17 protein-coding genes are annotated in these 20,799 nt (G+C 61.2%); 12 read left to right on the forward strand and 5 right to left on the reverse strand.

The window, feature by feature from the left end; translation table 11 throughout:
- Positions 1 to 12: 12 nt before the first annotated feature.
- Positions 13 to 2,499, forward strand: a complete 2,487-nt coding sequence (locus tag BOP93_RS02645) for a circularly permuted type 2 ATP-grasp protein (protein WP_104501453.1) — start codon at positions 13 to 15, stop codon at positions 2,497 to 2,499.
- Positions 2,499 to 3,389 carry a transglutaminase family protein gene (locus tag BOP93_RS02650; protein ID WP_104501454.1) on the forward strand — a complete coding sequence of 297 codons (891 nt, stop codon included), beginning with the start codon at positions 2,499 to 2,501 and terminating at the stop codon, positions 3,387 to 3,389. The genes BOP93_RS02645 and BOP93_RS02650 overlap by 1 nt, the downstream gene beginning before the upstream one ends.
- 71 nt (positions 3,390 to 3,460) lie before the next feature.
- On the opposite strand, the gene BOP93_RS02655 is transcribed toward BOP93_RS02650, so the two are convergent.
- The gene (locus BOP93_RS02655) at positions 3,461 to 3,643 is read right to left on the reverse strand and encodes a hypothetical protein (RefSeq protein ID WP_104501455.1); all 183 of its coding nucleotides are present in this window, start codon (positions 3,641 to 3,643) and stop codon (positions 3,461 to 3,463) included.
- Between the two features lie 333 nt (positions 3,644 to 3,976).
- Here BOP93_RS02655 and azu point away from each other — a divergent pair, with 333 nt between their 5' ends.
- The gene (gene azu, locus BOP93_RS02665) at positions 3,977 to 4,423 is read left to right on the forward strand and encodes an azurin (protein ID WP_065883471.1); all 447 of its coding nucleotides are present in this window, start codon (positions 3,977 to 3,979) and stop codon (positions 4,421 to 4,423) included.
- 124 nt (positions 4,424 to 4,547) lie between these two features.
- Here azu and nadE read toward each other — a convergent pair whose 3' ends face one another.
- From nadE to BOP93_RS02680, 3 genes are all read right to left on the reverse strand, one after another.
- Positions 4,548 to 5,375: an ammonia-dependent NAD(+) synthetase gene (gene nadE / locus BOP93_RS02670; RefSeq protein ID WP_104501457.1), complete on the reverse strand. Its 828-nt coding sequence runs from the start codon at positions 5,373 to 5,375 to the stop codon at positions 4,548 to 4,550.
- Positions 5,376 to 5,378: 3 nt separating this feature from the next.
- Positions 5,379 to 6,593: a nicotinate phosphoribosyltransferase gene (pncB, locus tag BOP93_RS02675; protein ID WP_065883346.1), complete on the reverse strand. Its 1,215-nt coding sequence runs from the start codon at positions 6,591 to 6,593 to the stop codon at positions 5,379 to 5,381.
- A gap of 208 nt (positions 6,594 to 6,801) precedes the next feature.
- A complete protein-coding gene (locus BOP93_RS02680; RefSeq protein WP_104501458.1) occupies positions 6,802 to 7,692 on the reverse strand; it encodes a LysR family transcriptional regulator in 891 nt (296 codons plus the stop codon).
- Between the two features lie 154 nt (positions 7,693 to 7,846).
- On the opposite strand from BOP93_RS02680, the gene amaB reads away from it, so the two are divergent.
- From amaB to BOP93_RS02730, 9 genes are all read left to right on the forward strand, one after another.
- Positions 7,847 to 9,337 (forward strand): L-piperidine-6-carboxylate dehydrogenase, encoded by a 1,491-nt coding sequence (gene amaB / locus BOP93_RS02685; RefSeq protein ID WP_104501459.1) that lies wholly within the window; start codon positions 7,847 to 7,849, stop codon positions 9,335 to 9,337.
- Between the two features lie 152 nt (positions 9,338 to 9,489).
- Complete coding sequence (amaA, locus tag BOP93_RS02690) at positions 9,490 to 10,773, forward strand: L-pipecolate oxidase (RefSeq protein ID WP_104501460.1); 1,284 nt, start codon at positions 9,490 to 9,492, stop codon at positions 10,771 to 10,773.
- 374 nt (positions 10,774 to 11,147) lie between these two features.
- Positions 11,148 to 12,281: a branched-chain amino acid ABC transporter substrate-binding protein gene (locus tag BOP93_RS02695; protein ID WP_104501461.1), complete on the forward strand. Its 1,134-nt coding sequence runs from the start codon at positions 11,148 to 11,150 to the stop codon at positions 12,279 to 12,281.
- A 184-nt stretch (positions 12,282 to 12,465) separates the two neighbouring features.
- A complete protein-coding gene (locus BOP93_RS02700; RefSeq protein WP_034125666.1) occupies positions 12,466 to 13,380 on the forward strand; it encodes an ABC transporter permease subunit in 915 nt (304 codons plus the stop codon).
- Positions 13,381 to 13,382: 2 nt separating this feature from the next.
- Positions 13,383 to 14,660: a high-affinity branched-chain amino acid ABC transporter permease LivM gene (gene livM / locus BOP93_RS02705; protein ID WP_104501462.1), complete on the forward strand. Its 1,278-nt coding sequence runs from the start codon at positions 13,383 to 13,385 to the stop codon at positions 14,658 to 14,660.
- On the forward strand, positions 14,657 to 15,532 hold the full coding sequence (locus tag BOP93_RS02710) for an ABC transporter ATP-binding protein (protein WP_104501463.1): 876 nt from the start codon (positions 14,657 to 14,659) through the stop codon (positions 15,530 to 15,532). Before livM ends, BOP93_RS02710 begins: the two co-directional genes overlap by 4 nt.
- A complete protein-coding gene (locus BOP93_RS02715; RefSeq protein WP_057724218.1) occupies positions 15,529 to 16,245 on the forward strand; it encodes an ABC transporter ATP-binding protein in 717 nt (238 codons plus the stop codon). The genes BOP93_RS02710 and BOP93_RS02715 overlap by 4 nt, the downstream gene beginning before the upstream one ends.
- Before the next feature lie 764 nt (positions 16,246 to 17,009).
- Positions 17,010 to 17,774 carry an SDR family oxidoreductase gene (locus BOP93_RS02725; protein WP_104501464.1) on the forward strand — a complete coding sequence of 255 codons (765 nt, stop codon included), beginning with the start codon at positions 17,010 to 17,012 and terminating at the stop codon, positions 17,772 to 17,774.
- A gap of 205 nt (positions 17,775 to 17,979) precedes the next feature.
- Positions 17,980 to 18,885, forward strand: a complete 906-nt coding sequence (locus BOP93_RS02730; protein WP_104501465.1) for a cation diffusion facilitator family transporter — start codon at positions 17,980 to 17,982, stop codon at positions 18,883 to 18,885.
- A gap of 108 nt (positions 18,886 to 18,993) precedes the next feature.
- Here BOP93_RS02730 and BOP93_RS02735 read toward each other — a convergent pair whose 3' ends face one another.
- The gene (locus BOP93_RS02735) at positions 18,994 to 20,103 is read right to left on the reverse strand and encodes an AGE family epimerase/isomerase (RefSeq protein ID WP_104501466.1); all 1,110 of its coding nucleotides are present in this window, start codon (positions 20,101 to 20,103) and stop codon (positions 18,994 to 18,996) included.
- Between the last annotated feature and the right edge of the window lie 696 nt (positions 20,104 to 20,799).

Below are 20,799 nucleotides of genomic sequence, written 5' to 3' on the forward strand. Positions count from 1 at the left end.
GCCGAGCGTTCCATGTCCGATTTGCTCGACCGTTACCCGCTGACTCCGGGCACCTATCACGAACTGCTGGATGACAGCGGCGCAGTGCGTGCCCATTGGCAGCGCCTGCTCGACCACCTGCAACGCAGCACGCCAGCCCAACTGGCCCAGCGCCAGGCATTGCTGACCCGGCAGATCCAGGAAAACGGCGTGACCTACAACGTCTACGCCGACCCCAAAGGCGCCGATCGCCCATGGGAACTGGACCTGTTGCCCCACGTGCTGGCCGCTGACGAGTGGCAGCACCTGTCGGCCGGCATTGCCCAGCGGGCGCGCCTGCTCAATGCCGTGCTCGCCGACCTCTATGGCCCGCAGCGCCTGATCAAGGAAGGCCTGCTGCCCGCCGAGCTGGTATTCGGTCACAACAACTTCCTGTGGCCGTGCCAGGGTATCCAGCCACCGGACGGAGCTTTCCTGCACCTGTACGCCGTGGACCTGGCCCGCACGCCGGATGGACGCTGGTGGGTGACGGCCGATCGAACCCAGGCCCCGTCGGGCGCCGGCTATGCCCTGGAAAACCGCACCATCGTGTCCCGCGCCTTCCCGGATCTTTACCGTGACTTGCAGGTGCAACACCTCACCGGATTCTTTCGCACACTCCAGGAAACCCTGGCCCGCCAGGCGCCCGGCGATAACCAGCCACCGCTGATCGTGCTGCTGACGCCGGGGCGCTTCAACGAAAGCTATTTCGAACACCTCTACCTCGCGCGTCAGCTCGGCTACCCCCTGGTGGAAGGCGGCGACCTCACCGTGCGCGACAGCACCGTGTTTCTCAAGACCCTCAGTGGCCTGCGCCGCGTTCACGCAATCATGCGGCGCCTGGATGACGACTTCTGCGACCCCCTGGAGCTGCGCACCGATTCGGCCCTCGGCGTCCCCGGCCTGCTCGATGCCGTGCGCCAGGGCAATGTGCTGGTGGCCAATGCCTTGGGCAGCGGCGTGCTGGAGTCCCCGGGCCTGCTTGGCTTCCTGCCGAAGATCAATGAGTTTTTATTTGGCGAAGCGCTGATCCTGCCGTCCATCGCCACCTGGTGGTGCGGCGAGGCGCCGGTGCTGGCCGAGGCGTTGGAGAAGCTGCCGCAGTTGTTGATCAAACCGGCGTTCCCTTCGCAGAGTTTCGCCCCGGTGTTCGGTCGCGACCTGAACGCCGAACAACGCCAGGCCCTGGCCGACCGCATGCGCGCCAGGCCCTACGCCTATGTTGCCCAGGAGCTGGCGCAGCTGTCTCAGGCGCCGGTGTGGCACACCGTGGAAGACCATTTGCAACACCGCGCCATCGGCATGCGCGTGTACGCCGTGGCCAGTGACGACGGCTACCGTGTGCTGCCCGGCGGCCTGACCCGCGTAGCCGCCGAAGCCGATGCCGAAGTGGTGTCGATGCAACGCGGTGGAGCGAGCAAGGACACCTGGGTACTCGGCGAACGTGCGCCCGGTGGCGAGCAATGGCGCGCCCAGCGCGTGATTGGCGCGCACGACCTGGTGCGCCGCGATCCGTATCTGCCGTCGCGGGTGGTGGAGAACCTGTTCTGGTTTGGCCGTTATTGCGAGCGTTGCGATGATAGCGCGCGCTGGCTGCGTATCGTGCTGGCGCGCTATGTCGACGGCGACGACCCGCTGGCCTTGCAGGCGGCGGTCGAGCTGGGCGAGAGCCTGCGGCTGTTGCCGGAAGAGGGCGAGTTGCCCGAACGCTTGCTGGCCGCCTTGCTCGGCGATGACTGGCCCTCGAGCCTGCGCGCCAATTTGCAGCGCTTGCAGTGGGCGGCGTCCCAGGTACGCGGCAAGTTGTCCCGGGAAAACTGGCAGGCCCTGGTGGAGCTGCAACGCGAAGCCATGGAATTGGAGCGTGAAACCCCGGACTTCGGCGAGTTGCTGGACTTCCTCAACCGTCTGGTGATGTCCTTGGCGGCACTGTCTGGGTTTGCCCTGGACGATATGACCCGCGACGAGGGCTGGCGCTTCTTGATGATGGGCCGGCGTGTCGAGCGCCTGCAGTTCCTGAGCAGCAGCCTTGCCGCGTTCCTGCGCGGGGTGGCGGTATTCGAGCAGGCCGGGCTGGAATGGTTGCTGGAACTGGGCAACAGCAACATCACCTACCGCTCGCGCTACCTGGCGGTGCCGCAACTGATTCCGGTGCTCGACCTGTTGTTGCTTGACGAGCAGAACCCCCATGCGGTGCTGTTCCAGCTCAAGCTGGTGAGCCGCACCTTGCGTCGCTTGAACGATGATTTCGGCGTGCCACGGGAAACCGGCCTGGGAGCGTTGGTGGAACAGTTGGCGCGTTTCGATCTGGGATGCCTGGAGAACCCGCTGTTCGGCGAATCCGGCGTGCGCGCCGCGTTGGACGGCCTGGCCGACCTGCTGCAAGCGGTCGCCGATGAAAGCGGGCAAGTGTCGGACCGCCTGGCCCTGCGCCACTTTGCCCATGTGGATGATGTCAGCCAGCAAACGGTGTCGGTGTGATGAGTGCGCGCTATCAGATTTTCCATGACACCCATTATCACTACGACAGCCCGGTGTCCCTGGCCCAGCAGCTGGCGCATTTATGGCCGCGCCCCTGTGCGTGGCAACGGTGCACCTGGCAGACCCTGGATATCAGCCCGCAGCCCTCTTCACGCCGCGATGAGCTGGACGTGTTCGGCAACCCGATCACCCGCCTGGCGTTCGAACGGCCCCATGACGAATTGCTGATCAATGCCGGCCTGACCGTGGAAGTGCTGGCGCGGCCGCCGTTGGATTTGCGCCAGTCGCCGGCCTGGGACCGCACCCGTGACAGCTTTACCTACAGCAGCCAGCCGCTGTCGCCGCAAATCATCGAAGCCTGCCGTTATCGTTTCGAATCGCCTTACGTGCATTTGAAAAGAACCTTCGTCGAGTTCTCCGAAAGCTGCTTCCCGCCCGGCGCACCCCTGTTGATAGGCGTGCAGGCGCTGATGCAGAAAATCTTCAGCGAATTCACCTTCGATGCCGAAGCCACTCAGGTCGCCACGCCGCTGGTGGAAGTGCTGGAGCGCCGTCGCGGCGTATGCCAGGACTTCGCCCACCTGATGCTCGCCTGCCTGCGCTCGCGGGGCCTGGCGGCGCGCTATATCAGCGGCTACCTGCTCACCCAGCCGCCGCCCGGCCAGCCACGGCTGATCGGCGCCGATGCGTCTCATGCCTGGGTGTCGGTGTATTGTCCGGTGTCGGGTTGGGTGGATTTCGATCCGACGAATAACGTGCGGCCGGCACTGGAGCACATCACCCTGGCCTGGGGCCGGGACTTTTCCGATGTGTCGCCGTTGCGCGGGGTGATATTGGGGGGAGGGAACCATGACCCGGAGGTGCGGGTGACGGTGATGCCGCTGGAATGATCGTGCTTCAGGTGCGCCGGGACGCGGAGCGTCCCAAGCTGCATTCCCACGCAGGGCGTGGGAACGATCAATTATTCAGTCGGATCTTTTGGTGTTTCAGTGTCGTCGCCGGTTGCTTCAGCATCGACGTCCGGGTTCAGTGCGCCCGCTTCTTCATCAGCAGCGGCTTTCTTGCGTTGCAGCTTTTCCTCTTTCTTCTGTTCCTTGGCCAAGTCTCTCTGACGTTTGGCGAAGGAGTAATTAGGTTTGGCCATGGGCGATCCTCTAGGGTCGAAGGTGAGGGTGGGCGGCGCGCGGCTGCCTTGGGTCGCTATGGTAGCAGCTTCGCAGCGCGCTTGGCCTTCACTTACCGCTGGCGTAAGCGGCAAACAGGCCGTTGAACAGTTGATTGAGGGGCATGGCGCGGGCTCCAGTGGGGGATGGGCCGATCATATCCGGTTGCCGTAGAGGCGGATGTTAGATTGTGTTGATCAGCCTGATAGCCTAAAGTTGTATACAATCTGTTGATGCAGATCATAAGAACTTAAGCCTGCTTGAGGCACCCTTTGTCGCAATACGCGTTTTCCAACCCTGCCCTGGAGATTCACATGTTCGCCAAACTCGTTGCTGTTTCCCTGCTGACTCTGGCTAGCGGCCAGTTGCTTGCTGCAGAGTGCAAGGTCACTGTCGACTCCACCGACCAGATGTCGTTCAACACCAAAGAAATCACCATCGACAAGAGCTGCAAGCAGTTCACCGTCGAGCTGACGCACTCGGGCAACCTGCCAAAAAACGTCATGGGGCATAACTGGGTGTTGACCAGCGCCGCCAACATGCAGCCGGTTGCCAGCGACGGCATGGCCGCCGGTGTTGACAAAAACTACCTCAAGGAAGGCGACGACCGCATCATCGCCCACACCAAGCTCATTGGCGCCGGCGAAAAAGATTCGGTGACGTTCGACGTGTCCAAGCTGACGGCGGGCACCGATTACATGTTCTTCTGCTCGTTCCCAGGCCATATCTCGATGATGAAAGGCACTGTGACCGTCAAGTAAGACTGCGTTATCGTTCATCGGGGGCAAGCCCCCTCCCACACTTGATTTGTGAATACAGTCAATGTGGGAGGGGGCTTGCCCCCGATGGCATTCTGGCAATCAATGCAAAACTACCTGCCTCACCTCAAGGCGCAAACGGCATCACCCGCTTGTGCTCCGTCTTGCGGTACGTCTCGCAAATAATCCTGAACGCCTCTTCACGCACCGGTTCACCGTGCAGGAATGCATCGATTTCGGCATAGGTCACGCCATGTGACGCTTCGTCAGGCTTGCCCGGCGACAGGTCCTCCAGGTCGGCGGTCGGGACTTTTTCCACCAACGACTCCGGCGCGCCGAAGTGCCGCGCAATCGCGCGCACCTGGTTCTTCACCAGCCCGCTCAGCGGCGCGAGGTCGCAGGCGCCATCCCCGAACTTGGTGAAAAAGCCCATCACCGCTTCCGCCGCATGGTCGGTACCGATCACCAGCCCACCGGCCGCGCCTGCGATGGTGTACTGCGCGACCATGCGCATGCGCGCCTTGGTGTTGCCCAGCACGAAATCGCGGGAGGCCGCCGGTTTGTCATCGAACGCCGCGACTTCCTTGGCCAGGGCTTTGACCGCCGGGCCGATGTTGACGGTGTGGCGCTCGTCCGGCTCGATGAAGTCCACCGAAGCCTGGGCATCGAGTTCGTCGAATTGGGTTTCGTAGGGCAGGCGCACGGCGATGAAACGATAGGCCGCGTCGCCGCTGCTGGCGCGCAGATCCTGCACGGCACGTTGGGCCAGGAGGCCTGCGGTCAGGGAATCGACACCCCCACTGATGCCCAGTACCAGCGACTTGAGCCCGGAATTGCGCAGGCAGTCCTGGATAAAAGCCACGCGCCTGGCGATTTCTGCCTCAAGGGCGGCCTGGTCTTTGAACGGCGCTTGCACCTTGAGCTGCTGCGCAATCTCACGCTGTACGGCTTGCATGCTTCACTCCTTGCTGGATAGGGCAGGTACTTTGAAAACGTGACGCAAATAGGCGACAAAATTCGGGTCGGTGCAGTGGGTCTTGCCCGCTTCATCGGAAATCTTGGCGACGGGCTGGCCATTGCACGCGGTCATTTTAAGCACGATGCTCATCGGTTCCACCCCTGGAATGTCGCAGGTCAGGTTGGTGCCGATGCCAAAGCTCACATTGATGCGACCACGCAGGGCGCGGAAAATCTCCAGGGCCTTGGGCAACGTCAGGCTGTCGGAGAACACCAGGGTCTTGCTCATCGGCTCGATACCCAGCTTATGGTAGTGGGCGATGGCTTTTTCCGCCCACTGCACCGGGTCGCCGGAGTCGTGGCGCAGGCCGTCGAACAGCTTGGCGAAGTACAGATCGAAGTCGCCGAGAAAAGCATCAGTGGTGATGCAGTCGGTCAGGGCGATACCCAGCAGGCCACGGTACTCGCGTACCCAGCAGTCAAGGGCGGCGATCTGGCTGTCGATCAGGCGCGGGCCCAGTTGCTGGTGCGCCATGATCCATTCATGGGCCATGGTACCCAGCGGTTTCATGTCGAACTCACGGGCCAGGTGCACATTGCTCGTGCCGACAAAACGCCCGGGGAAGTCGTGCTTGAGTACGCTGACCACTTCTTCCTGCACCCGGTACGAAAAGCGCCGACGCGTGCCGAAGTCGGCCACTTGCAGCTCCGACAGTTCATCGCTGGCGGCATTCGCCGTCAGCCAGTCGAACTTGCGGTACAGCTGCTCGCGGGCCTGTTCCAGGATCACGGTCTGGTAGCGGTAGCGGTTACGCACTTCGCTGACAATGGCCAGCATTGGCACTTCAAACAGGATCACATGCAGCCACGGCCCGCGCAGGCGGATAAACAGCTCGCCGTTCTCGATGCCGGTCTGCACATAGCGCAGGTTGAAGCGGAACAGCCCGAGGAAGCGCAAAAAGTCCGGCTTCATGAAGCTGATACGTTCCAGGAAGCCCAATTGGTCCGGGCTCAGGCTCAACTCGGCGAGACGCTCGATCTGGTAGCGGATCTCCGCCAGGTACGGGCGCAGGTCTTCGCTGTTGCGGCAACGGAACTCCCATTCAACTTCCACGTTCGGGTAGTTGTGCAGCACCGCCTGCATCATGGTCAGCTTGTAGAAGTCGGTGTCGAGCAGGTTCTGCACGATGCGATCGGCAAACACACTCTCGCTCATAACGGGAATCTCCAGACGGGTCGACGCTGGGCGCCGGCCTTTACGCACAATTGAGGAAGGGGGCTAGTGGCGCATAGACCTGTGGGGTATTGCCAGTGATTTTTTTGGGTGTGGCTACTGGCCTCATCGGGGGCAAGCCCCCTCCCACAGGTTGGAATGCATTCCAAGTGTGGGAGGGGGCTTGCCCCCGATGGCTATATTTCAGGCACTAAATAACCTGCTCCAGCATCCACTTCACAAACTCCCTCACTTTAGGCACCTCCGCCGCATGCTCTGGATAGGCGAGGTAGTAAGCATCCTGGCTCGGCATCCCATGCTGCCAGGCAATCACCAACTTACCCTCGGCCAATTCCTCTTCCACCAGAAACCTCGGCAACAGCGCCACGCCGCAGCCCACCTGCGCCGCGCGAATGCACATATAAAAGGTGTCGAAGCGCGGCCCGTGATAACTGTGCTCGGTGTGCAAACCCTGGCTGGCGAACCAATCATGCCAGCCCTGGGGCCGCGAGGCGTTTTGCAACAGCACCAGTTCGCTCAGCTGGGTCAGGTCGGTGAACGGCTCTGCAGGCAGGCTCTCGGGTGAACACACAGGTACAAGCTCTTCGCTGAACAACTTCACGCTGTCGGTGCCGGGGCGCGAACCCTGGCCGAAATAGAACGCCATGTCGGCCTTGCCCTGCAGCAGTTCATCCGGTTCCTGTTCGTTGCACAGGTCCAGATGAATCTGTGGGTGGCGCAGGCGCCAGCCCTTGAGGCGCGGCACCAGCCAGCGCGCGCCGAAGGTGTAGGGCGTGGAGACGCGCAGCACCTCGGTTTCGCCGCCGTAGGAGCGCAGGTAGTGGGTGGACATCTCCACCAGGGAGAGGATCTTGCGTACTTCCACCAGGTACAGGTCGCCTGCCGGCGTCATCTGCAAGCGGCGCCGCACGCGGCGAAACAGCAGGTGTTGCAGCAGCTCTTCCAACTGCGCCACCTGTTTGCTCACCGCGCTTTGCGTGAGGTTCAGTTCCTCGGCGGCGCGGGTAAAGCTCAGGTGGCGCGTGGCGGCTTCGAAACACTGCAGGGCGGTGATCGAGGGCAAATGTCTTTTGTTCAGCACGGCATGCCTCTTTTTATTCTTCGCATGAATAAACGGAATGATATCTCGCCTAATCGTCGTTTGTTGGCAAGTCTTGGGCCAGCTACAAATGAGGCCTGGATCGCCGCGTCTGCGGCGGCGCAATTTTGTGTTTGCAGATTAGAAGGAGTGACCCATGGTTGCTGCATTGCTTGACCGTCTAGGCGTAAACCCGGCGCTGTACCAGGCGGGTACACAGCCTGTGCATTCGCCGATCGATGGCAGCCGCATCGGCGCCGTGAACTGGGAAGGGGCCGCCGAGGTGGAGCAGCAGGTCAGTCGCGCCGAGCATGCATTCGACGCCTGGCGCAAAGTACCGGCCCCGCGTCGCGGCGAGCTGGTGCGCCAGTTCGGCGACGTGTTGCGCGAGTACAAGGCCGACCTGGGCGAGCTGGTCTCCTGGGAAGCCGGCAAGATCACCCAGGAAGGCCTGGGGGAAGTCCAGGAGATGATCGACATCTGCGACTTCGCCGTCGGTTTGTCTCGCCAGTTGTACGGTTTGACCATCGCCTCCGAGCGTCCCGGTCACCATATGCGTGAAACCTGGCACCCGCTGGGCGTGGTCGGCGTGATCAGCGCGTTCAATTTCCCGGTCGCGGTGTGGGCGTGGAATACCACCCTGGCGCTGGTGTGCGGCAATGCGGTGATCTGGAAACCGTCGGAAAAAACCCCGCTCACCGCGCTGGCCTGCCAGGCGCTGTTCGAGCGTGTGTTGAAGAATTTCAAGGATGCGCCGCAGTACCTCAGCCAAGTGATCATCGGCGGCCGCGATGCCGGTGCAGCGCTGGTGGATGACCCGCGTGTGGCGCTGATCAGCGCCACCGGCAGTACCCGCATGGGCCGCGAAGTGGCGCCGAAAGTCGCCGCACGGTTTGCCCGCAGCATTCTGGAACTGGGCGGCAACAACGCGATGATCCTCGGCCCAAGCGCCGATCTGGACATGGCCGTGCGTGCGATCCTGTTCAGCGCCGTCGGCACCGCCGGCCAACGTTGCACCACCCTGCGCCGGCTGATCGCCCATGAGTCGGTCAAGGCAGAAATCGTTACCCGCCTCAAGGCTGCCTACGCCAAGGTGCGCATCGGCCACCCGCTGGAAGGCAACCTGATCGGCCCGCTGATCGACAAGCATGGCTTCGACAACATGCAAGATGCCCTGGAGCAGGCCTTGAGCGAGGGCGGCAAGGTGTTCGGCGGCAAGCGCCAGTTGCAGGACCAGTTCCCCAACGCTTACTACGTGGCGCCGGCGATTGTGGAAATGCCCGAGCAGAGCGACGTGGTGTGCACCGAAACCTTTGCGCCGATTCTGTACGTGATTGGCTACACCGACTTCGCCGAGGCCCTGCGCCTGAACAACGCGGTGCCACAAGGCTTGTCGTCGTGCATCTTCACCACCGATGTGCGCGAAGCCGAGCAGTTCATGTCGGCGGTGGGCAGTGACTGCGGCATTGCCAACGTCAATATCGGCCCGAGCGGTGCGGAAATCGGTGGCGCCTTTGGCGGTGAGAAGGAGACCGGTGGTGGGCGTGAGTCGGGCTCGGATGCGTGGCGCGGGTATATGCGTCGGCAGACTAACACCGTGAACTATTCGCTGGAGTTGCCGTTGGCGCAGGGCATTACGTTCGACTGAGTCCATGTGGGAGGGGGCTTGCCCCCGATTGCGGTGGGTCAGTTGCATATATGTTGACTGACACACTGCTATCGGGGGCAAGCCCCCTCCCACAGTTGATTGGGTTCACAACTGAAAATAGCTGTTTGTTAGGTCCTCTACGGAGTCTGGCAATGCCTTTACGCGATACATGCTTGTGGGAACACCTCACCCCCAACCGGCCGGATCGCGCCGCGCTCAACGGCGAGGTCAAGGTGGATGTGTGCGTGATCGGCGCCGGCATCACCGGTTTGTCAGCCGCCATTCATTTGCTGGAACAGGGTAAAAGCGTTGCGGTGCTGGAGGCCCATCGCACCGGCCACGGCGGTTCGGGGCGCAACGTCGGGCTGGTGAACGCCGGTATGTGGATCCCGCCGGACGAGATCGAAGCCGGGTTCGGCACAGCGTTAGGCAGCCAGCTCAACCGCATGCTGGGCGCAGCACCGGCGCTGGTGTTCGGCCTGATCGACAAGTACAACATCGATTGCCAGTTGCGTCGCGAGGGCACCCTGCACATGGCGCATAACGCCCGTGGCGAGGCGGATCTGCGCAGTCGTGAAGAACAATGGAAGCGCCGTGGCGCGCCGGTCGAGTTGCTCACCGGGCAGGCCTGCGAGCAGGCCACCGGCACCACGAAAATCGCCGCCGCGTTGCTGGACCGCCGCGCCGGCACCTTGAACCCGATGGCCTACACCAGCGGTCTGGCGAATGCGGCCGTCGGGTTGGGCGGGCAGTTGTTCGATCATTCCCCCGTCACCCGGCTTGAGCGCCAGGGTGCAGTCTGGTCTGTGCAGACCGTCCAGGGCGCGGTGCAGGCCGCCCAGGTGGTGATCGCCTCCAATGCCTATACCGAAGGTGAATGGACCGAACTGCGGCGTAATTTCTTCCCCGGTTACTACTATCAGGTGGCGTCGGCGCCGCTCACCGATGACGCCGCCGGGCGCATCCTGCCTGGCGGCCAGGGTTCATGGGACACGCGCCAGGTGCTGAGCAGCATTCGCCGCGACGCCGATGGTCGTCTGTTGCTCGGTAGCCTGGGCAACGGTAACCAGAAACCGGCCTGGTTCCTCAAGGCGTGGGCCGATCGGGTGCAGCAGCATTACTTCCCCTATCTCAAATCGGTGCAGTGGGAATACACCTGGACCGGCTGCATCGCGTTTACCCCCGATCACCTGATGCGTTTGTTCGAGCCGGCGCCCGGGCTGGTGGCGGTCACCGGCTACAACGGGCGCGGCGTGACCACCGGCAGCGTGGTCGGCAAGGCGTTTGCCGACTATTTGTGTCACCACAATCCCCAGTCGCTGCCGATTCCCTTCGCACCGATGCAACCCCTTGCGGGCGCGGGCCTGCGCAGTTGCCTCTATGAAGCGGGGTTCTCGCTGTACCACGCGGGGCAATGCCTGCGGATCGTGGTCTGACCCGCGTAACAGCGCTCGTTAGCCGGTATTTTCTTAGCCGGCTACCCATCTGTATTGGTGCAAGTCGTAGCAATCACGCACTGTAAATGTGCAGTTCCGTTACGCACGGGGTTACAGCGCCTGGAGCTGTCGTTTATCCCTTCGGTTGCAGGTGCCACCGTTCAAGGTTGCACTTTTTTGGCTTGCTGGTTGCACCTGTCGAGGCTAGACGGTTGCACGTCCTGGCGGGGGGACGCGAAACGCGTGCAATAACAATGACACCGTGTCTTTTTGAAGAATAAAAAAGTAATGGCACGCGGCTTGCTCTGAGCTTTCAGTGAAAGGTTTGAATGCAAGTTGTCGTGCCAAAAATCAAAAATATCGGAGCACCACTCATGTCCCAGACGTTTTACAAGAAAGGTTTTCTGGCCCTCGCCGTTGCAGCGGCGCTGGGTGTTTCTACGTTTGTTCAAGCTGATGTGAAAATTGGTGTGGCAGGCCCGATGACGGGCGCCAACGCCGCTTTCGGTGAGCAGTACATGAAGGGTGCCCAGGCGGCAGCTGACGTTATCAACAAGGCCGGTGGCATTAACGGCGAGCAGATCAAGCTGGTGGCCGGCGATGACGCCTGCGAGCCAAAACAAGCCGTGGCCGTGGCCAACCGCCTGGCGGACCAGGATAAAGTGATCGGCGTGGTCGGGCACTTCTGCTCGTCCAATACCATCCCGGCATCCGAGGTCTACGACGAAGCGGGCATCATCGCCATCACCCCAGGCTCCACCAACCCACAGGTCACCGAACGCGGCCTGGGCGCCATGTTCCGCATGTGCGGGCGTGACGACCAGCAGGGCATCGTCGCCGGCGACTACATTGTCGACGTGCTCAAGGGCAAGAAAGTCGCAGTGATCAACGACAAGGACACCTACGGCAAAGGCCTGGCTGACGCCACCGCTGCGCAGTTGACCAAGCGCGGCGTCAAGCCGGTGCTGGAAGAGGGCCTGACCCGTGGCGAGAAAGACTTCAGCGCGCTGGTGACCAAGATCCGTTCCATCGACGCCGATGTTGTGTACTTCGGTGGTCTGCATCCCGAAGCAGGTCCTTTGGTTCGCCAGATTCGTGAGGCGGGCCTCAAGGCCGCGTTCATGTCCGATGACGGCGTAGTGACCGATGAGCTGGCGAAAACCGCCGGTGGCAACCAGTACGTGGATGGCGTCTACATGACCTTCGGTGCTGACCCGCGTCTGTTGCCAGACAGCAAGGCGGTGGTGGATGCCTTCCGTAAAAGCGGGTACGAGCCGGAAGGCTACACCCTGTATGCCTACGCCTCGATCCAGGCCCTGGCCGCCGGTTTCAACGGTGCCAAGTCCAACAAGGGCGAGGATGCTGCCAAGTGGCTCAAGGCCAACCCGGTTAAAACCGTCATGGGCGAAAAAGCCTGGGATGCCAAGGGCGATCTGAAAATCTCCGACTACGTGGTTTACCAGTGGGATAAAGACGGCAAATACCACCAGCTGGAAAAACAGAAGTAATCCCTGGGGGAGGGGGCTTGCCCCCGATGGCGGTGGGTCAGCTGCACATTTGTTGACTGATACACCGCATCGGGGGCAAGCCCCCTCCCACATTGGAACAGTGTGGTTATGGGTAGCTGTTTTTTCCTCCAGAAGCGCCGCACACCCCTGTGGTGTGCAGGTGCTCACCGCGTGAGATTGCGTTATGGATGGTATTTTCCTGCAGCAACTGGTCAACGGCCTGACCCTCGGGTCGGTCTATGGCCTGATCGCCATCGGCTACACAATGGTCTATGGCATCATTGGCATGATCAACTTCGCCCACGGCGAGGTTTATATGATTTCCGCTTACCTCGCGGCGATCAGTCTGGCACTGCTGGCATACTTCGGCATCGAATCCTTCCCGCTGCTCATTCTCGGCACCCTGATCTTCACCGTGGTCGTCACCGGCGTGTACGGTTGGGTCATCGAGCGTGTCGCCTATAAACCGTTGCGCAACTCCACGCGACTGGCACCGCTGATCAGCGCCATCGGCATCTCCCTGATCCTGCAGAACTACGCACAGATCGCTCAGGGCGCCAAGCAACAAGGCATCCCGACGCTGCTGGCCGGCGCGTGGCGTGTCGATATCGGCACCGGTTTCGTGCAACTGACCTACACCAAAGTGTTCATCCTCGTGGCGGCATTCGCCGGCATGGCGTTGCTCACCTACATCATCAAATACACCAAGCTGGGTCGCATGTGCCGGGCCACCCAGCAAGACCGCAAGATGGCCTCGATCCTGGGCATCAACACCGACCGCGTAATCTCCTACGTATTTGTCATCGGCGCCGCCATGGCTGCCCTGGCCGGCGTGCTGATCACCCTCAATTACGGCACCTTCGACTTCTATGCCGGCTTCATCATCGGCATCAAGGCGTTTACCGCAGCGGTGCTCGGCGGCATCGGCTCCCTGCCTGGGGCGATGCTGGGCGGGATCATCCTCGGTATCTCCGAGTCGTTGTTCGCGGGGTTGATCAACTCTGACTACAAAGACGTGTTCAGTTTCTCCCTGCTGGTGGTGATTCTGATTTTCCGTCCCCAGGGCCTGCTTGGTCGCCCACTTGTGGCGAAGGTGTAAACATGTCTGCTGCCAAATCCATTGATATCAAGAAAAGCGTGGTCGATACGGTCCTCGCCGGGCTGATTTCGCTGATCGTGTTCGGCCCGATCGTAGGCGTGGTGCTCGACGGCTACAGCTTCAACCTGGAGCCTGCGCGGGTTGCCACGTTGGTCGCCATTGTAATGGCCGGGCGCTTTGCCTTGAGCCTGTTTCTGCAAACCCCCAGGGGCGTGAAGATCCTGCAGGGCTTCGAAAGCAGCGGCTCGGGCGTGCATGTGCTGCCGCCGGACTACAAGTCGCGGCTGCGCTGGATCATTCCGGCACTGATCGTGATCGCCATTGTGTTCCCGATTTTCGCCAACAAGTACCTGCTGACCGTGGTGATCCTCGGGTTGATCTACGTGTTGCTCGGCCTGGGGCTGAACATCGTGGTGGGCCTGGCCGGTCTGCTCGACCTGGGTTACGTGGCGTTCTACGCCATCGGTGCCTACGGCCTGGCGCTGGGTTATCAATACCTCGGCCTGGGCTTCTGGAGCGTGCTGCCACTGGCGGCGATCGCGGCGGCTTTGGCGGGGTGCATACTCGGATTCCCGGTGCTGCGAATGCACGGGGACTACCTCGCCATCGTGACCCTGGGCTTTGGTGAAATCATCCGCCTGGTGCTGAACAACTGGCTGTCGTTTACCGGCGGGCCGAACGGTATGCCGGTGCCTTCGCCGACGTTCCTGGGCCTGGAGTTCGGCAAGCGCGCGAAGGATGGCGGGATTCCGTTCCACGAGTTCTTCGGCATCGATTACAACCCCAACATCAAGTTCATGTTCATCTACATTGTGCTGTTTCTCGTCGTGCTGGCCGTGCTGTACATCAAGCATCGCCTGACGCGCATGCCCGTCGGTCGCGCCTGGGAAGCCTTGCGCGAAGATGAGATCGCCTGCCGCTCCATGGGCCTGAACCACGTGCTGGTCAAGCTCTCGGCATTCACCATCGGTGCCTCCACCGCAGGTTTGGCCGGGGTGTTTTTCGCCAGCTACCAGGGTTTCGTCAACCCATCGTCGTTTACCTTCTTCGAGTCGGCGTTGATCCTGGCCATCGTGGTATTGGGCGGCATGGGCTCGACGGTCGGTGTGGTCATCGCGGCGTTCGTGCTGACCGTTGCGCCGGAACTGCTGCGCAGCTTCTCTGAATACCGCGTGCTGTTGTTTGGCGTGTTGATGGTGGTGATGATGATCTGGCGGCCACGCGGCCTGATTCGGATCAGCCGAACCGGTGTGACGCCACGCAAGGGGGTAGCGCCATGAGCAAGGAAGTCGTCCTTTCCGTGGAACACCTGATGATGCACTTCGGTGGCATCAAGGCCCTGAGTGATGTAAGCCTCAAGGTCAAACGCAACTCGATCTTCGCCCTGATCGGCCCCAATGGGGCTGGCAAGACCACCGTGTTCAACTGCCTCACCGGCTTCTACAAGGCCAGCGGCGGCAAGATCGAACTCAACGTGCGCGGCAAGCAGACCAATGTGATTCAACTGCTGGGCGAGCGCTTCAAGGCCACCGACTTCGTGTCGCCGAAAAGCTTCCTCAGCCGCGTGTACTACAAGATGTTCGGTGGTACTCATTTGGTGAACCGCGCGGGCCTGGCGCGGACCTTCCAGAACATTCGCCTGTTCAAGGAAATGTCGGTGCTGGAAAACCTGCTGGTGGCCCAGCACATGTGGGTCAACCGCAATATGCTCGCGGGCATCCTCAATACCAAGGGCTACCGCAAGGCTGAAAGCGATGCGCTCGACCACGCCTTTTACTGGCTGGAAGTGGTCGACCTGGTGGACTGCGCCAACCGTCTTGCTGGCGAGCTTTCCTACGGCCAGCAGCGCCGCCTGGAAATCGCCCGTGCCATGTGCACGCGACCGCAGATCATCTGCCTGGACGAACCGGCAGCGGGCCTCAACCCCCAGGAAACCGAAGCCCTCAGTGCGATGATTCGCCTGCTGCGCGACGAGCACGACCTCACGGTAGTGCTGATCGAACACGACATGGGCATGGTGATGAGTATTTCCGACCACATCGTGGTGCTGGACCACGGCAACGTGATCGCCGAAGGCGGGCCGGACGCGATCCGCAACGACCCGAAAGTGATTGCCGCCTACCTGGGCGCGGACGAAGAGGAGCTGGTATGAGCGGGCCTATCCTCGAAATGAAGGACCTGGACGTGTTCTACGGCCCGATCCAGGCCCTGAAAAAAGTCTCGTTGCATATCAACGAGGGCGAAACCGTCAGCCTGATCGGCTCCAACGGCGCGGGCAAATCCACGCTGCTGATGTCGATCTTCGGACAGCCACGGGCCGAGTCGGGGCAGATTCTCTATAACGGCGTGGACATCACCCACAAGTCGTCCCACTACATTGCCTCCAACGGCATCGCGCAGTCGCCGGAAGGGCGACGGGTATTCCCCGACATGACCGTCGAGGAAAACCTGCTGATGGGCACCATCCCCATTGGCGACAAGTTCGCCGGTGAGGATATGCAGCGCATGTTCGAGCTGTTCCCACGGCTCAAGGAGCGGCGCAACCAGCGGGCGATGACCATGTCCGGCGGCGAGCAACAAATGCTCGCCATCGCCCGCGCGCTGATGAGTCGGCCCAAGCTGTTGCTGCTCGATGAACCGAGCCTGGGCCTGGCACCGATTGTGGTGAAGCAGATCTTTTCCACCCTGCGCGAGCTGGCATCCACCGGGATGACCATCTTCCTGGTGGAGCAGAACGCCAACCACGCCCTGCGCTTGTCGGACCGGGCGTACGTGATGGTCAACGGTGAAATTCGCCTGACGGGGACCGGCAAGGAATTGCTGGTGAACGAGGAAGTGCGCAACGCCTACCTCGGCGGTCACTGACTGCGCAATACCCTGTGGGAGGGGGCTTGCCCCCGATAGCGATTCGTCAGTCAGCACATCTGACACTGACCCACCGCCATCGGGGGCAAGCCCCCTCCCACATTTGATTTCGAGTGGCTTTTGAAATTGTGGAAAACAATTCCAGCCCTCCTCCAAAGCGCGACATATAGCCGCCGCAAATCCCTGTTTTGTCACAGTTTTGACTTGTCCCCATCCACTGTGGAACCGGCTGTGGGTAACGTGGGAGTACCTGGCTGCAAGCCTTTGAATACGTGGCCTGCAGGCTTGTGTTTGTTTTTTGATCAGGGGCTTTTTCACGGCCATCCGAGGGTTTTGTCAACCTGTTTAAAGACACAGGTATATGACCGAAACAAGTCAGTTCAGCCTGTGGATAAGTCTGTGATTAAACTCTGGAAAGACCGCCGCAGAGGCCGGAATGACTGGCCTGTAGCCATCGTTCGTATCCCATCGAGTGAAATTGCCTGCATATGCCCTGCGTCCTGGTCAAGCAAAAAACTTTCCGCAAACACCTGCAAGCCTTGTATACCGTGGCCCGAGGCGCTGTGCACTTGCCCCCAAAGACTGTGGGCGCAGTTGTGGATAACCTGCGCGTACATGGCTGCAGGCCGCGATTCATATAGCGCTGCCAGGTGTGGTTAAAAAATGATCAGGCCGGCATGAAGGTGTGCGTATAGCGGTTGCCGCAACGGCGGCGTAAGGGCATTCTGCTGGCAACTTTTTTCGTTGCCCGCAAGGAGAACACCATGTCCGACACGCTGTTTATTACTGGCGCCACTTCAGGTTTCGGTGAAGCCTGCGCCCGCCGTTTTGCCGAGGCCGGCTGGAAACTGGTGCTCACCGGCCGGCGTGCCGAGCGCTTGAACGCGCTGGTCGAAGAGCTCTCCCGTCAGACCGAAGTGCATGGCCTGGTGGTGGACGTGCGTGATCGCCAAGGCATGGAGGAGGCCATCGCCAACCTGCCGCCATCGTTCGCCACGCTGCGCGGGCTGATCAACAACGCCGGCCTGGCCGTGGGCACCGACCCTGCGCCCAAGTGCAACCTCGACGATTGGGAAACCATGGTCGACACCAATATCAAGGGCCTGTTGACCACCACCCACCTGCTGCTGCCGCGCCTGATCGCCCATGGCCGTGGCGCCGGGATCATCAACCTGGGTTCCATCGCCGGCAGCTACCCCTACCCGGGCAGCCACGTGTATGGCGGCTCCAAGGCGTTCGTAAAGCAATTCTCGCTGAACCTGCGCTGTGACCTGCAAGGCACTGGCGTGCGTGTGACCAACATCGAGCCGGGCCTGTGCGAGAGCGAATTTTCCCTGGTGCGTTTCGGTGGGGATCAGGCGCGCTATGACGCGACCTATGCCGGCGCCGAGCCGATCCAGCCGCAGGATATTGCAGACACAATCTTCTGGGTGCTCAACACCCCGGCGCACGTGAATATCAACCGGCTGGAGCTGATGCCGGTGAGCCAGACCTGGGCTGGGTTTGCGATTGAGCGTGGGGCCAAGTAAGGCTTTAGACCGAGGCGCTGCCATCGGGGGCGAGCCCCCTCCCACATTGGATCGGGTTCACAGATTTTGATTTGTAATCCATTCAAGTGTGGGAGGGGGCTTGCCCCCGATGGCGTCAAATCGGCCAAAAACAGGCCATAAGGTACACTCCACCCCTGAAAACCCCTCCGCACTGTGCGGTCTAAAGGTTTTGACGGGAGGAAATGTGAGTAACCGAGGTGAGCAGGCACTGCTCAAACAATCGACCATCCTGATGTTCGCCGTCGCGATCGCCGGGATTGTCACGGGTGTGATATCCGGCGCCCAATCCATTCTGTTCGACGGCTTTTTCTCGCTGATCGCCACCGCCATCAAGGTGCTGATGCTGATCACGGCCAAGTTGATCGCCAAGAAAAGCAACGAGCGTTTCCAGTTCGGCTACTGGCACCTGGAGCCGATGGTGCTGTTGATCGAAGGCAGCTTTCTGCTGCTGATCGCCATCTATGCGTTTCTCAACGGTGTGTTCGGCATCATCAATGGCGGTCGCGACATCGAGTTGGGGCTGGTGATCGTGTATGCGGCGGTGTTTACCGTCGTGGAATTCGCCTACTTTTTCTATGTGCGTTACCGCAATCGCACGCTCAAGTCATCGCTGATCCAGTTCGACAACATCAGTTGGCTGGTGGACGCGATGCTGTCGGTGGGCTTGCTGATCAGCTTTCTGGCGGCACTGTTGCTCAAATCCCAGGGTTATGGCGAGTGGGCGGTGTACGTCGACCCGCTGATCCTGATTCTGCTGGCCCTGAGCATGCTGGCGCCGGCGTTCAAGATCCTGCGCCCGGCCTTGCGTGAGGTGCTGGGGATTGCCCCGGATCACTTGGACGACACCGTGCGCGACGTGATGGACGCGGCGCAGGCCAGGCATGGCTTCGATGACTACGTGTCCTACGTGCAGAAGCACGGGCGGGCACGATTCATTGAAATTCATGTGGTGTTGCCGGCCGATTACCCGGTGGATAAGGTCGCGACCCTCGACGGGTTGCGCGAAGAGATATCCACAGCGCTGGGCACGCCGGATGCGGCGCGTTGGTTGACGATCAGTTTTACCGGGGATCGCAAGTGGATTGCGTGAGGTCAGTTAGACCGAGGTGAGGCTATCGGGGGCAAGCCCCCTCCCACCTTTGATTTGTGAATACAGTCAAATGTGGGAGGGGGCTTGCCCCCGATGAGGGCCTGAAGATCAGCTCAAATACTGGATCAGACCCTGATAGCAAGTCGCCAAATGATAAGGCGTGGTAGAAGGCATATCCCGCCGGCTCACCTGACCCTCGGCATCCAGGCATTCATGCCAGCCCTTCTCATGCAGGAAATGCTCTTGCAGCGCCAGCAATTGACGCTGCAGCACCGCCTCGCTGCCGGGGCGCAAGGTCAATGCCCGCAGGTACTCGGCCTGGGCCCAGATACGCTGGGTGCCGTCGCGCACCGTGCCATCCACTGAAAGCATGCCACTGACCGCACCGCTCAACTTATCCACACCGGTGTGTTCGGCATAGGCGAACGCCCGTGTCAGCGACGCATGCAGCGGTGTGCCGCGCAGTACGGGCGAGGACTCGAGCAAAAAGAACCATTCGAACTGGTGCCCCGGTTCAAACCAGTTATCCACAGCACCCAGCGGTTTTTCCAGCATCACGCCATGCTCGCGGTCGATGAAGCGTTGCTGCATGGCCGTCGCCAATGCCAGCAGGGCCGTTTGTACCTCGGCGTCCTCACGCACCGCGAGGGTGGCAAGGAAGCCTTCGGCCAGGTGCATCAACGGGTTTTGCAACGGGCCGGACTTGAGCGAGGCCCAGTTGCGGTCCAGCACCGCTTCGTACAGGCCGTCACCGGTGGCGAAGCGTTGGGCGACCACTTCCAGCGCGGCGTTGAGCACCGACTCCACCAAGGGTTCACGTACCTTGGCCCAGTATTGGGCGCAGGCAAAGATGATGAAGGCGTGGGTGTAGAGGTCTTTGCGTTTGTCCAGTGGCTGCCCGGCCGGGTCGATGCTGTAGAACCAGCCGCCGTGTTCGGCGTCGTGGAAATGCTGTTGCAGGGAACGGAACAACTGCGCCGCACGCGCTTGCGCGAAGTCCGTGCCGGGCTCGCCGATCAGGCTGGCAAACAGGTACAACTGGCGGGCGCAGGCCATGGCGCGGTAGCGTTGCGGGGGCAGTGGCTGATGCTCGGCGTCCAGCGCCTCAAACGGTAGTGCCAGGTCGGCATTCCAGCCCGGGCCCTGCCACAGCGGCACGATCAGGTCATGGAAGTGCGTGAGCACGGAATTCAAAGCGGGTGGAGAAGCGATGGGCATTGGCTGGCGTCGTCACGGCAGGGGTGTGGCGCGCATGTTATCAGGCTTGGGAACTGTGGTGTCTGTGGCGCCGCTATCGGGGGCAAGCCCCCTCCCACCTTTGATTTGTGAATACAGTCAAATGTGGGAGGGGGCTTGCCCCCGATGAGCATAGGTATCTACACAACTCAGCAGCGCCCAACCGTAACCACGATGCGAAGCGAGCCGCTCTTGATCTTGATCTGCTTTTGATCTTAGGCGCCCCGTTAAACCACGCTGGCCGAACGCAGGCTTGAATCCGTGGGCAACCCGGCAGGACGCCGGGTTAGCCGCACTGGGCCAGGGATGGCCCATTGCGGCGGCCCACGGATTCAAGCCTGCGTTCGGGCACACCGAGCCTAGGCGAGGTGCCGAGTGGTGGGGCAAGAGCGTTTTGCTTACTTTTGCGCTTTTCAAAAGTGAGCCGCCGTAAGGGCGGAACCATTAGCAGCCGTTACCGCAGAAACGGATATGTACTCGGTCTGATCCAACATCCAGGTCGGCCCTGAGGCCGCCATCGGGGGCAAGCCCCCTCCCACATTTGGACCGGGATTGACACCAACATCCTGGTCGGCCCAGAGGCCGCTATCGGGAGCTAGCTCTTTCGCCACATGTCGGTGTCATATCAAAGCTGTATAGATACCTATGCCCCGATGAGGCCTTCAGCAACGCTGAAGT

The sequence above is a fragment of the Pseudomonas orientalis genome (genome assembly GCF_002934065.1).
Classification (GTDB): Bacteria; Pseudomonadota; Gammaproteobacteria; order Pseudomonadales; family Pseudomonadaceae; genus Aquipseudomonas; species Aquipseudomonas orientalis_A.

Bases quoted from the DNA above. Each gene is read 5' to 3' on its own strand.
- amaA (WP_104501460.1), top strand. From the start codon at position 9,490: ATGCCTTTACGCGATACATGCTTGTGGGAACACCTCACCCCCAACCGG.
- livM (WP_104501462.1), top strand. From the start codon at position 13,383: ATGTCTGCTGCCAAATCCATTGATATCAAGAAAAGCGTGGTCGATACG.
- BOP93_RS02700 (WP_034125666.1), top strand. From the start codon at position 12,466: ATGGATGGTATTTTCCTGCAGCAACTGGTCAACGGCCTGACCCTCGGG.
- amaB (WP_104501459.1), top strand. From the start codon at position 7,847: ATGGTTGCTGCATTGCTTGACCGTCTAGGCGTAAACCCGGCGCTGTAC.
- nadE (WP_104501457.1), bottom strand. From the start codon at position 5,375: ATGCAAGCCGTACAGCGTGAGATTGCGCAGCAGCTCAAGGTGCAAGCG.
- BOP93_RS02695 (WP_104501461.1), top strand. From the start codon at position 11,148: ATGTCCCAGACGTTTTACAAGAAAGGTTTTCTGGCCCTCGCCGTTGCA.
- BOP93_RS02725 (WP_104501464.1), top strand. From the start codon at position 17,010: ATGTCCGACACGCTGTTTATTACTGGCGCCACTTCAGGTTTCGGTGAA.
- azu (WP_065883471.1), top strand. From the start codon at position 3,977: ATGTTCGCCAAACTCGTTGCTGTTTCCCTGCTGACTCTGGCTAGCGGC.
- BOP93_RS02715 (WP_057724218.1), top strand. From the start codon at position 15,529: ATGAGCGGGCCTATCCTCGAAATGAAGGACCTGGACGTGTTCTACGGC.
- BOP93_RS02655 (WP_104501455.1), bottom strand. From the start codon at position 3,643: ATGGCCAAACCTAATTACTCCTTCGCCAAACGTCAGAGAGACTTGGCC.
- BOP93_RS02650 (WP_104501454.1), top strand. From the start codon at position 2,499: ATGAGTGCGCGCTATCAGATTTTCCATGACACCCATTATCACTACGAC.
- BOP93_RS02735 (WP_104501466.1), bottom strand. From the start codon at position 20,103: ATGCCCATCGCTTCTCCACCCGCTTTGAATTCCGTGCTCACGCACTTC.
- pncB (WP_065883346.1), bottom strand. From the start codon at position 6,593: ATGAGCGAGAGTGTGTTTGCCGATCGCATCGTGCAGAACCTGCTCGAC.
- BOP93_RS02645 (WP_104501453.1), top strand. From the start codon at position 13: ATGTCCGATTTGCTCGACCGTTACCCGCTGACTCCGGGCACCTATCAC.
- BOP93_RS02710 (WP_104501463.1), top strand. From the start codon at position 14,657: ATGAGCAAGGAAGTCGTCCTTTCCGTGGAACACCTGATGATGCACTTC.